Origin of the sequence: Streptomyces capoamus, assembly GCF_014654935.1 — a bacterium.
Taxonomy (GTDB): Bacteria; Actinomycetota; Actinomycetes; order Streptomycetales; family Streptomycetaceae; genus Streptomyces; species Streptomyces capoamus.
Genome location: NZ_BNBF01000023.1, coordinates 75,476 through 87,953, shown reverse-complemented (window position 1 = coordinate 87,953; position 12,478 = coordinate 75,476). Strand labels below are relative to the sequence as shown.

Genomic DNA, 12,478 nt, shown 5'->3' with positions numbered 1-12,478 from the left:
CCTTGCGGACGCCCTCGGGCTTGTCCTCGGCCAGCGCGGCCAGCTGCTCCAGCGTGCCGGCGGCGACGATCTGGCCCGCGCCGTTGATGTTCGCCGGGGACAGGCCCAGCTTCTCCAGATGCGCGACGGAGGTCTCCGGGTCGCCGCCGAGCAGCGCCGCCATGCCGGTCTCGGTGACCGCGGCGGCGTCGGCCATCGCCAGGCCCCGCTTGCGGACGAGCCCGAGGGCGGCCGTGTCGTCCAGCACGCCCGCGAAGGCGGCGGCGGTGATCTCACCCACACTGTGGCCCGCGACCGCGCCGGGGGCGATCTCGGACATGTCACCGAGTGCCGCGGCGGACAGCAGGCCGGCGGCCACCAGCAGCGGCTGGGCCACCGCGGTGTCACGGATGGCGTCGGCGTCGGCCTGGGTGCCGTAGTGGACGAGATCCAGTCCGATGGCGTCCGACCAGGCGGCGACGCGGTCAGCGGCACCGGGCAGTTCGAGCCAGGGGGTCAGGAAGCCGGGCGTCTGGGCGCCCTGGCCGGGAGCGACGAGTACGAGCACTCTCACACTCTCTCTTGGGGACGGGCACGGCCGCCCGTGAGGACAGGGACGAAGAACGCGGAGGCGTTTTGTGGGCCTCCGACAAAACCCTATGCCTGGGGATCACCATCGGCGAGACGCCCCAGGATGAGCGCGATCCGTAGTGTGAACGCGGATCGTACATCCGACGGCGACCATCCGGTGACATCAGTCACACGTCGGAGCCGGTAGCGCACGGTGTTCGGGTGAACGAAGAGCATCCTCGCCGCGCCTTCCAGGCTGCTCGCCTGCTCCAGGTACACACTCAGGGTTTCCAGCAGTGCGGAACCGGCCTCCTCCAGCGGTCTGTAGATCTCCTCCACCAACTGTTCGCGGGCGCTCGGATCACCCGCGATCGCCCGCTCCGGCAGCAGATCGTCGGCCAGTACCGGCCGCGGCGCGTCCTGCCAGGCGGAGCAGGCCTTCAGCCCGGCGGCGGCGGCCTGCGCGGACCGGGTGGCGGCCAGCAGATCGGACACGACCGGACCCGCGACCACCGGCCCGGCGGCGAACGGCCCGATCAGCGACTTGGCCACGGCGAGCGGATTGGCGCTGCCGCCGGCGATGACGACCAGCCGGTCCCCGAGCACCCCCGTGAGCACCTGCAGCTTGGCGTGGCGCGCGGCCCGCCGGATGGCCTCGACCGTCAGCTCGCTGTCCCCGTCGGGCGCGGTGCCCAGCACCACGCACACGTGCTCCGGGGAGTTCCACCCCAGCGCGGCGGCCCGGCTGACCGCGCCCTCGTCCGCCTCGCCGCTCAGCACGGCGTTCACCACCAGCGACTCCAGGCGCGCGTCCCAGGCACCGCGTGCCTCGGCGGCCTGGGCGTACACCTGGGCGGTGGCGAAGGCGATCTCCCGGGCGTACACCAGCAGCGCCTCGCGCAGCACGCGCTCGTCACCGGGGGCGGCCACCTCGTCGATGGCGGACTCCATGACCTCGATCGTGGTCCGCACCATCTCCACGGTCTGCCGCAGCGTGATGGCCCGGGTCAGCTCGCGCGGCGCGGTCCCGAAGACGTCCGTGGAGATCGCCTGGGGCGCGTCCGGGCGCCGGAACCATTCGGTGAAGGCCGCGATGCCGGCCTGGGCGACGAGGCCGATCCAGGAACGGTTCTCCGGGGGCATGGCCCGGTACCACGGCAGGGACTCGTCCATGCGCGCGATCGCCTGCGCGGCGAGACGCCCCGAGGACTTCTCCAGCCGCTTCAGCGTCGCGGCGTGCGTGTGGACGTCGTGGGCTGCGGGGTCACCGTTGTGGGATTCGGGTTCGGGCACGGGGACAAGACTGCCTTATCGGGGCGGACCCATGCGCCGCCGGGTCAGGGGTGAGGTCTACGGTGGTCCCGTGATGGATGTTCGGCGCGCCGGCGAGCGCTACCGCGGAGGGGATCCGCAGGCCGGGATCGAGACCCGGCACGCCTTCTCCTTCGGCCCGCACTACGACCCGGACAATCTCCGCTTCGGCGCGCTGATCGCCTGCAACGAGGAGCGTCTCGCCCCCGGCGCCGGCTTCGGCGAACACCCGCACAGCCACACCGAGATCGTCACGTGGGTGGTCGAGGGTGAGCTGACCCACCGCGACTCCGCCGGCCACGAGACCCGGGTGCGCCCCGGGGACGTCCAGCACCTGAGCGCGGCGGCGGGCGTACGGCACGAGGAGCGCAACGACGGGGACGTGCCGCTGACCTTCGTCCAGATGTGGCTGATGCCACGCGACAGCGGCGGCGACCCCTCGTACACCCTCGTCCCGGGCATCGCCGACGTCACGCCCCATGCCGTGCCGGCGGCGGGCGCGACGCTCCGGGTGCGGCGCCTGGACCGGGGTGGGCGGACGGCGGTGCCGGATGCGGCCCTCGTGTACGTGCACGTGGTGCGGGGCGAGGTCCGGCTGGCGGGGGAGGTGCTGCGCCCCGGGGACGCGGCGAGGATCACCGGGGCGGAGGGCCTGGAGGCGGTGGCGGCGGAACCGGCCGAACTGCTGCTGTGGGAGATGACGGCTTAGCCGCGCAGTTCCGCGAGCACCGCGTCCGTGAAGGCCGGCCACACCTCGGCCGCCCACGGTCCGAACGCCCGGTCCGTCAGGGCGACGGCCGCCACCCCGGCATCGGGATCGACCCACAGGAACGTACCCGACTGCCCGAAATGCCCGAAGGTGCGAGGGGACGAGGAACTCCCCGTCCAGTGCGGGGACTTCCCGTCGCGGATCTCGAAGCCCAGTCCCCAGTCGTTCGGGTTCTGGTGCCCGTACCCCGGCAGCACCCCCTTCGTCCCCGGGTACTGCACCGTCATCGCCGCCGCGACCGTGCGCGCGTCCAGCAGCCGCGGCGCCTGCGCCTCGGCCGCGAACCGCAGCAGGTCCGTCACCGTCGACACCCCGTCCTTCGCCGGCGATCCCTCCAGCGACGTCGACGTCATGCCCAACGGCTCCAGCACCGCCTGCCGCAGGTACTCCGCGAACGGGATGTCCGTCGCCTTGGCGAGGTGGTCACCGAGCTGCTCGAACCCGGCGTTCGAGTACAGCCGCCGCTCCCCGGGCGGAGCCGTCACCCGGTGCTCGTCGAAGGCCAGTCCCGAGGTGTGCGCGAGCAGGTGCCGGACCGTCGACCCGGGCGGACCGGCCGGCTCGTCCAGCTCGATCGCGCCCTCCTCGTACGCGACGAGCGCCGCGTAGGCCGCCAGCGGCTTGGTGACGGAGGCGAGGGGGAAGCGGTGCCCGACGGGGCCGTGCGTCCCGAGGACGGTCCCGTCGGCTCGCACGACACCCGCCGCGGCGGTGGGGACGGGCCAGTTCTCGATCAGCGCCAGGCTCTGCAACGACATGCGCCCGAGCCTATGCGGCGCACGGCGGCAGCCGCACCGACGGGGTCCGGCCTCGCGGGGAGCCCAGGACCGGTTCTCACCGGACCGGCTTGCTTGGAGTGCACTCCAAGGCCCTAGCGTGGGGTCATGACGGTGATGCAGACCACGCCAGCGGCCACCGGGCACGCCAGCCCCGCCGACATCTGCTCCGCCCCACCCCGGCGCCATCCCCGCCCCGACGGCCAGGACCGGTACACGATCAGCGAAGTCGTCGCGTTCACCGGGCTGACCGCGCACACGCTGCGCTGGTACGAGCGGATCGGGCTGATGCCGCACGTCGACCGCTCGCACACCGGCCAGCGCCGCTACAGCAACCGCGACCTGGACTGGCTCGACTTCGTGACCAAACTCCGGCTGACCGGCATGCCGGTGGCCGACATGGTCCGGTACGCGGAACTGGTCCGGGAGGGCGACCACACCTTCGCGGAGCGCCGGGAGCTGCTGGAGTCGACCCGGAGGGACGTCCTGTCCCGGATCGCGGAACTCCACGACACCCTCGGCGTCCTGGACCGGAAGATCAGCTTCTACGCGCGCGAGCAGTAGCTACAGCTCGGCCAGCAGCTCGGCCTTCTTCGAGGAGAACTCCTCGTCGGTGACCAGGCCCGCCTGGTGCAGTTCCCCGAGGTGCCGGATCCGCTCGGCGATGTCCGCGGGGTCCCGCCGGGGCGCGGCCGGTGCCACCGGCACCGGCCCGCGCGTGCGCACCGCCGCCAGCACCGCGGCGGCGAACGGCAGCGACTCGTGCACCGGGCCGTACCCCAGGCCGAAGACCACCGAGGCGGGATCCTGGTCCGGCTGCGCGGTCCGCGCCGCACCCGGGTCGCGGGGCACCAGCCGCAGGTGCCCCTCGAAGATCTCCGGCGACCGCCACTCCACCCCGCTCAGCCCGGCCACCGGAAAGCTCTGGTCGCCGGCCTTCCACTTGGCCGAGGAGGCCCCGGTCCACGACCAGCGGAACTGCACGGCCGTCCCGTCGAAGGACGCCTTGCCGTCGTACGCCTTGAACTGCAGGGGCGCCTCGGGCACCGCCACCAGGTGCCGCTCGGCGGGCCCGGACTCGGTCAGCAGCCCCTTCAGCTCGTCGGCGTAGTACTCGGCGAGGGTCTCCCGCTCGGCCGGCAGCACCAGCCGGTAGGGGTCGGAGCCCTCCTTGAGCTGGCCGTCGGCCGCCTCCATCAGCGGATCGGCGCCGGGGCGCGGCTCCAGCCGCAGGACGACCGTGCCCCGCCTGCCGGGGGCGAGCGTCACGCCCTGGACCGCCGACAACGGGATCCGGCGCTCGCCGAGCGCCTGGAACAGCTTCGGTGTCCGGATCCCCCGTTCGTAGCGGATGAGCACGGAGTCGGACTCGAACTCCCAGACGGCATGACACCCCGCCAGTACGTCACCCATGCGGCTCATCGTATGCGGCACGTGCTCCTCCGTCGCCACCTGCGCAGACCGCACTTCCTGCTGTTTCTACGCGCGTCCGGCCGTCGTCGCGCCGGACAGACCGGACCGGCACGCGTCGTCCTCCCGTGCGCACCTCACCGCGTCGTACGCGCCCACGCCGATGTCGGCGAGGTTGCGCAGGCTGTCCGTGCCGGGCTCGAAGTACCCGCTGTGCCCCTGGGCGTCGCGGGCCGACAGCACCCGCGCGCCGAACGCCGAGGACACCGGGTCGGCACCGTGGCCGAGGCCGCCCAGCTCCAGGTACGGCACGTCCTGCACCCAGTCGCTGGCGTCCCGCATCGCCCACACCCGGGCCGTGGTGCCCAGGCGGGCGGCCCTGGTGACGCGCATGCCGGGACTCGCGGCCACGGCTATGTCGGCGACCCGGCGGGGCATGCCGTGCGCGGCCACCCCGCAGACCACCGAGCCGTAGCTGTGGCAGAACATCGACACCGGGGCCCGGCCGGGCAGGGCGCGCAGCAGCGCGTTCAGCCGTACGGCCCCCTCCTCGGCGCGCAGGCCGGTGGCCGCGTCCACCCCGAGCCCGTCGGGTGAGGTGTAGTCGGCCCAGGCGATCACCGCGGTGCGGGTCGCCGGGTCGGCCGCGCGCTCGGCCGCGTACAGGGCCTTGGCCATGCCGACCGGGGCGCTGTACCTGCGGTACGTCCGCTGGAAGGTGAGCAGATCGGTGTCGACCCCGGGGACGACGACCGACACCCGCTCGGCCGTGTCGAGGTCGCCGAACACCTCGGCGACCCGGCCCGAGCCCTCGGGGTCGAAGGCCAGGATGTGCCGGCCGGGGTCGAGCAGGGACGTGTAGCGCTCCATCCGGCGGGCCGCGTCCTGCTGGCCCGCCGAGCTGAGCCGGCTGTCGTGCACGCGCTTGTGCTCGACGGCGCGGGCCTGGGCCAGCGCCTTGCGGTTGGCGCGGTAGCGCAGGGCGACGGGGGCGCCGTTCATGTTGCCGACCGCGAGCGGATAGCGGCGGGCGAGACGGTCGCGCTCGTGCGGGGTGAGCTTGCCGAAGAAGCGGGCGAGGCGGGCCGGCCCGGCCGCGGGGTCGGGCAGGTGGTGGCCGCGGATGCTGCCGTGCTCCCACTGGGTGAGCGAGGCCTGCAGCGCTGTCGACTCCCGGTGGCTGCGCAGGGCGGTCCAGCCGGTGGTCGCGAGCATCACGAACACGACGGCCAGCGCCAGCAGTGCGCGCGAGACGTTCCATTGCGGGGAGGTGTCGAAAGAAGTCACTGGGAGGACACACTAGGAGAACGGGCCGGTCTCGCGGTAACCGAGTGACAGGGATCACGTTTCGACGGTCACCGAACACACCGCCGGTGATCTCCCCGGCGGTGCGCCGGCGATCTCAGGCGGCGCGCCAGTGTCCCGTGAGTGCCGAGCCCAGCTGATCGAGGTAGGAGGCGGTGAGCGTGCGGACGGACTCCGGGCCGTGGTCCTCGCTCGTGCTCCACTGCCGCTCGCTGACCCGGATCACCCCGCCGAACACGGCCACCGCCAGCCGGGGCCGCGGGTCGGTGTCCACATCGACGCCCTCCCGCTCGGCCAGCAGGCGCGCGAGGGTCTCCTCTGTGGCCGCGGAGCGGCGCAGATGGGCGGCGAGCAGCGCGGGCGTGGACTCGATCGTCCGGTACATGCGCAGGTACAGCTCGACCGGCACGACCGACTCGACGGTCTCGCGGATCGCCTCCCAGCCCTCCAGGAACGCCTGCCGCAGGGCCTCCATCGGCGCCTCGTGCGGCGGGCGCGCGCGCACGGCCGCGACGAAGGCCGCCTCCGTCATCTCCTGGACGGTGAAGGCCACGTCCTCCTTGCCGGCGAAGTAGCGGAAGAAGGTGCGCTGCGAGACGTCGACCGCCTCGGCGATCTCGTCGACGGTGGTCCGCTCGTACCCCCGGCTGGTGAACAGTTCGAGAGCGGCCCGCAGCAGCGCTTCCCGTGTACGCCGCTTCTTGCGCTCCCGCAGCGTCTCCATGGCCTCTCTCTCCCTGCGTGCGTCCCGCCCGGCCCCGGGGGCCCGGGGGGTCCGATTTCTGTCAGTAACCGGCGACTGAATTGGTTTGTCAACTGTCAGTCACTGTCATTAACCTGAGTTTATGACTAGTCAGACCACCGTCGACGCGCCCCCGTCGGGACCGCGGCCGACCGCCGGCCTGCGCGGCCACCCGTGGCTCACCCTCGTCACCGTCGCCGTAGGGGTCATGATGGTGGCCCTCGACGGCACCATCGTGGCCATCGCCAACCCGGCCATCCGGGACGACCTGAACGCGTCCTTCGCCGATGTGCAGTGGGTCTCGAACGCCTACTTCCTCGCCCTCGCGGTCACCCTGATCACCGCGGGCAAGCTCGGCGACCGCTTCGGCCACCGGCAGACCTTCCTCATCGGCGTCACCGGCTTCGCCGCCGCGTCCGGCGCCATCGGGCTGTCCGGCAGCATCACCACGGTCATCGTCTTCCGGGTCTTCCAGGGCCTGTTCGGCGCGCTGCTGATGCCGGCCGCGCTCGGCGTGCTGCGGGCCACCTTCCCGGCCGAGAAGCTGAACATGGCGATCGGCGTGTGGGGCATGGTGATCGGGGCGTCCACCGCGGGCGGCCCGATCCTCGGCGGTGTCCTCGTCGAGCACGTCAACTGGCAGTCGGTGTTCTTCATCAACGTGCCGGTCGGTGTCGTCGCCCTCCTCCTCGGCACGCTGATCCTGCTCGACCACCGCGCCGAGAACGCCCCGCGCTCCTTCGACCTGCCCGGCATCGCCCTGCTGTCCGGTGCGATGTTCTGCCTGGTGTGGGCGCTCATCAAGGCCCCGACCTGGGGCTGGGGCGACGGCACGACCTGGCTGTTCATCGCCGGCTCCGCGGTGCTCTTCGCCGTGTTCGCCTTCTGGGAGACGAAGGTCGCCGAACCGCTGGTCCCGCTGGGTCTGTTCCGCTCGGTGGCGCTGTCGGCCGGTGTCGTGCTGATGGTCCTGATGGCCATCGCCTTCATGGGCGGCCTGTTCTTCGTGACGTTCTACCTGCAGAACGTCCATGGGATGAGCCCCGTCGACGCCGGCGCCCACCTGCTGCCGCTCACCGGCATGATGATCGTCGGCTCGCCGCTCGCCGGCACCGCGATCACCAAGCTCGGCCCGCGCGTCCCGCTGGCCTTCGGCATGGCGGTGACCGCGGTCGCGCTGTACGGCATGTCGACGCTGGAGAGCGACACCGGCAGCGGCGTGATGTCCCTCTGGTTCGCCCTGCTGGGCCTCGGTCTCGCCCCGGTCATGGTCGGCGCCACCGAGGTCATCGTCGGCAACGCCCCCCTGGAGCTGTCCGGTGTGGCGGGCGGTCTCCAGCAGGCGGCGATGCAGATCGGCAGCAGCCTCGGTACGGCGGTGCTCGGTGCCGTGATGGCTTCCGAGGTCGACAGCGAACTGCCGGGCAAGTGGGCCGGCGCGGGGCTGCCGAAGCTGACCCCCGAGCAGCTGGACAAGGCGTCCGAGGCGGTACAGGTCGGCGTGGCCCCGGTGGCGAAGGGCGTGCCGGAACCGGTCGCCGCGAAGATCACCGCGGTCGCCCACGACACCTTCATCTCCGGCATGAGCCTCGCCTCCCTGGTCGCGGCCGGGGTGGCGGCGGTCGCCGTCCTCGTCGCGCTGCTCACCAAGCGGGGCGCGAACGCGGAGGCGGGCGCGGGCGTGGGCCACATCTGAGCGGTTTCCCCTATCAGGGTGACTCCGCTAAAGATCCCTCGCCCCCGGCCCGCGCCGCAGGTCACAGTGGGTCAAGTCCTCCGCAGGGCATGGGGGGACGGACGGGCCGCGGCGCGCGCTGCCGGAGGGGGGCGGCGCGCGCAGGTCTGTCCCGGCGCAACCGGGGTACCCGCAATCCGAAGCCGAACTGTCCGCATACGTCAGGGAGTTGATGATGGCAGGCTTCGGGCACGGAACGCGCGGGTACCCCCGGTCACGTGGCCGGACGTGGCAACGGACAGGGCCGGACCGTGCGACGCTCGGCATCATCGGCACGATCTGCGCGGTGGCGGGCTTCTTCGCGCTGGGCATCGTGCTCGGCCCGGTGGCGATGTTCTGCGGCTGGCAGGCCATGGGCCGCAAGTGGTCGAACGACGGCAACGTCCCCGCCCTGGTGGCCCTGATCCTGGGCGCGATCGACACGCTGCTGGCGCTCATCGCCCTGGCGGGCGCGGCGGCCTGGGGCCACGGTCCGCTGTAGCCGGCAGATCCTCGCCGTCGAGCGGAGGGTGAGCCCGCGCGGTCGCCGACCGCGCGGCTCCCCGCCCCTCGGCGCGCTCGGCCAGGCGGGCCACCTCCGCCCGGAGCAGCCGTACCTCCGCGGTGAGGGAGCTGATCGCCTCCGTCTGGCGGCGCTCCTCCACATCGTCCTTCTCGAAGCGCGAGATGAACCACGCGGCGATGTTCGCGGTGACCACACCGAGCAGCGCGATGCCGGACAGCATCAGCCCGACGGCGATCACCCGCCCCAGCCCGGTGGTCGGCGCGTGGTCCCCGTACCCCACGGTCGTCATCGTCGTGAACGACCACCACACCGCGTCACCCAGCGTCCTGATGTTCCCGTGCGGTGACCGGCGCTCGACGGACAGCACCGCCAGCGACCCGAACATCAGCAGGCCGATCACGGACCCGACGACGTACGTGGTCAGCCGGATCTGCGGCGCCATCCGCGCCCGCCGGCCCACCAGCATCAGCGTGGACACCAGCCGCAGCAGCCGCAGCGGCTGCAGCAGCGGCAGCACCACCGCGCACAGGTCGGGCCAGTGCCGCCGCACGAAGTCCTTCCGGTGCGGGGCGAGGGCCAGCCGCACCAGGTAGTCGACGGCGAACGCCCCCCACACCACCCACTCCACCCCGGTGCACAGGGCCGTCAGGGAGTGACCGGCGGAGTCGTCCACGATCGGTACGGCGTACGCGACGGCGAACGCCACCGCGAGCCCCAACAACGGCCGCTGCGCACACCGCTCCCACCGCACCTGCGCCGAGCTCTGCTCCATGGGCGCAATGGTAAAGAAACCTTAAGGACAGCGCCCCGCAAGGGGCGCGGGGAACTGCGCGATCAGCCCCCACAGACCCGCAGCTCCCCACGACCTCTAGTGGCCGAAGCCAAGTGCAACGGCTACGCGTCGCCGCCCGCCACCCCCGGATCCGCCGCCGACACGTCCAGCAGCCGGTACCGGTCGATGGCCTGCTTCAGCGCGGAGCGGTCGACCTTGCCGTCGCGGGCCAGTTCGGTGAGCACGGCGACGACGATCGACTGCGCGTCGATGTGGAAGAAGCGGCGCGCGGCGCCCCGGGTGTCGGCGAAGCCGAAGCCGTCGGCGCCGAGCGACTGGTACGTGCCGGGCACCCAGCGCGCGATCTGGTCCGGTACCGATCGCATCCAGTCGGACACGGCCACGAACGGACCCTCGGCGCCGCTCAGCTTCCGCGTCACGTACGGCACCCGCTGCTCCTCCTCCGGATGCAGCAGGTTGTGCTCCTCGCACTCCACGGCCTCGCGGCGCAGCTCGTTCCAGGAGGTCGCGGACCACACGTCCGCCCTGACGTTCCACTCCTCGGCGAGGATCCGCTGCGCCTCCAGGGCCCACGGGACCGCCACGCCCGACGCCATGATCTGCGCCGGGACCGAGCCGCCCGTGCCCTCGCTCAGCTTGTGGACGCCCTTGACGATGCCCTCGACGTCCACGCCGGCCGGCTCGGCCGGGTGCTGGATGGGCTCGTTGTAGACGGTCAGGTAGTAGAAGACGTCCTCGCCGTGCGGGTGCTCGGGCGAGCTGCCGTACATCCGGCGCAGACCGTCCTGCACGATGTGCGCGATCTCGTAGGCGTACGCCGGGTCGTAGGCCACGCACGCCGGGTTGGTGGAGGCCAGCAGCTGGGAGTGGCCGTCCGCGTGCTGGAGCCCTTCACCGGTCAGGGTCGTACGTCCCGCGGTCGCACCCAGGACGAAACCGCGCGCCAGCTGGTCGGCCATCTGCCAGAACTGGTCGCCGGTGCGCTGGAAACCGAACATGGAGTAGAAGACGTAGACCGGGATCAGCGGCTCGCCGTGCGTGGCGTACGCCGAGCCGGCGGCGATCAGCGAGGCCGTGCAGCCCGCCTCGGAGATGCCGTCGTGCAGCATCTGGCCGGTCGGAGACTCCTTGTAGGCGAGCAGCAGCTCACGGTCCACCGACTCGTACTGCTGGCCGAGCGGGTTGTAGATCTTCGCACTCGGGAAGAAGGAGTCCATGCCGAAGGTGCGGTACTCGTCCGGCGCGATCAGCACGAACCGCTTGCCGATCTCCTTGTCCCGCATGAGGTCCTTCAGGAGGCGCACAAAGGCCATGGTCGTCGCGATGGACTGCTGGCCCGTGCCCTTCTTCACGGTCGCGTACGCCTTGTCGTCCGGCAGGGCGAGCGGCTCGGAGCGCACCACGCGCGTGGGCACGTAACCGCCGAGGCCGTTGCGGCGGTCGTGCATGTACTGGATCTCCTCCGAGTCCCGGCCCGGGTGGTAGTACGGCGGCGCGCCGGACTCCAGCTCCTTGTCGGAGATCGGCAGGTGCAGGCGGTCCCGGAAGCGCTTGAGGTCGTCGACCGTCAGCTTCTTCATCTGGTGCGTGGCGTTGCGGCCCTCGAAGTTCGGGCCCAGCGTCCAGCCCTTGACCGTCTTGGCCAGGATGACCGTCGGCTGGCCCCTGTGCTCCTTGGCCGCCTTGAAGGCCGCGTAGATCTTGCGGTGGTCGTGGCCGCCGCGGCCCAGGTGCAGGATCTGGTCGTCGGTCATGTTCTCGACCATCGCGCGCAGCCGGTGGTCGTCGCCGAAGAAGTGCTCGCGGATGTAGGCGCCGGTCTCGGTGGCGTACGTCTGGAACTGCCCGTCCGGCGTGATGTTCATCTTGTTGACCAGGATGCCGTCCCGGTCCTGGGCGAGCAGCGGGTCCCAGGTGCGGTCCCAGATCAGCTTGATCACGTTCCAGCCGGCGCCCCGGAAGACCGACTCCAGCTCCTGGATGATCTTGCCGTTGCCGCGCACCGGGCCGTCGAGGCGCTGCAGGTTGCAGTTGACCACGAAGGTCAGGTTGTCCAGGCCCTCCCGGGCCGCGATGGTCAGCTGGCCGAGCGACTCCGGCTCGTCCATCTCCCCGTCGCCGAGGAACGCCCACACGTGCGACTTCGAGGTGTCCGCGATCCCGCGCGCCTCCATGTAGCGGTTCATCCGCGCCTGGTAGATCGCGCCCAGCGGGCCGAGCCCCATGGAGACCGTCGGGAACTCCCAGAAGTCCGGCATCGAGCGCGGGTGCGGGTAGCTGGACAGACCGTCCGGGTACTTCGACTTCTCCTGGCGGAAGCCGTCCAGCTGCCGCTCGGTGAGCCGGTCGAGCAGGTACGCGCGCGCGTAGATGCCGGGGGAGGCGTGGCCCTGGAAGAAGACCTGGTCGCCGCCGTCGCCCTCGTCCTTGCCGCGGAAGAAGTGGTTGAAGCCGACGTCGTAGAGCGAGGCGGAGGAGGCGAAGGTGGCGATGTGGCCGCCGACGCCGATGCCCGGGCGCTGGGCCCGCGAGACCATCACGGCCGCGTTCCAGCGGGTCGCGTTCAGGATCCTGCGCTCGATC

At 71.9% G+C, this 12,478-nt stretch carries 12 protein-coding genes; 4 read left to right on the top strand and 8 right to left on the bottom strand.

Annotated features, from left to right (window positions below):
* Together IE312_RS42475 and fasR are read right to left on the bottom strand one after the other, a co-directional pair.
* Window positions 1–547 (bottom strand): ACP S-malonyltransferase (locus IE312_RS42475; RefSeq protein ID WP_229900598.1); only part of this gene is annotated, 547 nt, incomplete at its 3' end.
* A gap of 89 nt (window positions 548–636) precedes the next feature.
* Window positions 637–1,842, bottom strand: a complete 1,206-nt coding sequence (gene fasR / locus IE312_RS30080; protein WP_189985430.1) for a fatty acid biosynthesis transcriptional regulator FasR — start codon at window positions 1,840–1,842, stop codon at window positions 637–639.
* A 73-nt stretch (window positions 1,843–1,915) separates the two neighbouring features.
* Here fasR and IE312_RS30075 point away from each other — a divergent pair, with 73 nt between their 5' ends.
* Window positions 1,916–2,569 carry a pirin family protein gene (locus IE312_RS30075; protein WP_189985456.1) on the top strand — a complete coding sequence of 218 codons (654 nt, stop codon included), beginning with the start codon at window positions 1,916–1,918 and terminating at the stop codon, window positions 2,567–2,569.
* Here the strand turns inward: IE312_RS30075 and IE312_RS30070 are convergent.
* Complete coding sequence (locus tag IE312_RS30070; RefSeq protein ID WP_189985429.1) at window positions 2,566–3,387, bottom strand: serine hydrolase domain-containing protein; 822 nt, start codon at window positions 3,385–3,387, stop codon at window positions 2,566–2,568. The genes IE312_RS30075 and IE312_RS30070 overlap by 4 nt on opposite strands.
* Window positions 3,388–3,513: 126 nt before the next feature.
* Here IE312_RS30070 and IE312_RS30065 point away from each other — a divergent pair, with 126 nt between their 5' ends.
* Window positions 3,514–3,969 (top strand): MerR family transcriptional regulator, encoded by a 456-nt coding sequence (locus IE312_RS30065; protein WP_189985428.1) that lies wholly within the window; start codon window positions 3,514–3,516, stop codon window positions 3,967–3,969.
* Here IE312_RS30065 and IE312_RS30060 read toward each other — a convergent pair whose 3' ends face one another.
* The 3 genes from IE312_RS30060 to IE312_RS30050 all read right to left on the bottom strand — a co-directional run bounded on the left by IE312_RS30060 (window position 3,970) and on the right by IE312_RS30050 (window position 6,844).
* Window positions 3,970–4,818, bottom strand: a complete 849-nt coding sequence (locus tag IE312_RS30060; protein WP_189985427.1) for a DUF4429 domain-containing protein — start codon at window positions 4,816–4,818, stop codon at window positions 3,970–3,972. It lies immediately after the preceding gene.
* Between the two features lie 66 nt (window positions 4,819–4,884).
* A complete protein-coding gene (locus tag IE312_RS30055) occupies window positions 4,885–6,102 on the bottom strand; it encodes an alpha/beta hydrolase (protein WP_189985426.1) in 1,218 nt (405 codons plus the stop codon).
* Window positions 6,103–6,217: 115 nt separating this feature from the next.
* The gene (locus IE312_RS30050) at window positions 6,218–6,844 is read right to left on the bottom strand and encodes a TetR family transcriptional regulator (protein ID WP_189985425.1); all 627 of its coding nucleotides are present in this window, start codon (window positions 6,842–6,844) and stop codon (window positions 6,218–6,220) included.
* A gap of 121 nt (window positions 6,845–6,965) precedes the next feature.
* Here IE312_RS30050 and IE312_RS30045 point away from each other — a divergent pair, with 121 nt between their 5' ends.
* Window positions 6,966–8,558, top strand: coding sequence for an MFS transporter (locus IE312_RS30045; RefSeq protein ID WP_189985424.1), 1,593 nt, complete (start codon window positions 6,966–6,968; stop codon window positions 8,556–8,558).
* Window positions 8,559–8,772: 214 nt separating this feature from the next.
* A complete protein-coding gene (locus IE312_RS30040) occupies window positions 8,773–9,078 on the top strand; it encodes a small hydrophobic protein (RefSeq protein ID WP_189985423.1) in 306 nt (101 codons plus the stop codon).
* Here IE312_RS30040 and IE312_RS30035 read toward each other — a convergent pair.
* Together IE312_RS30035 and aceE are read right to left on the bottom strand one after the other, a co-directional pair.
* Window positions 9,032–9,874 carry a potassium channel family protein gene (locus tag IE312_RS30035; protein ID WP_189985422.1) on the bottom strand — a complete coding sequence of 281 codons (843 nt, stop codon included), beginning with the start codon at window positions 9,872–9,874 and terminating at the stop codon, window positions 9,032–9,034. The genes IE312_RS30040 and IE312_RS30035 overlap by 47 nt on opposite strands.
* Before the next feature lie 122 nt (window positions 9,875–9,996).
* On the bottom strand, window positions 9,997–12,478 hold a 2,482-nt coding region (gene aceE, locus IE312_RS30030; protein ID WP_229900597.1), incomplete at its 5' end, for a pyruvate dehydrogenase (acetyl-transferring), homodimeric type.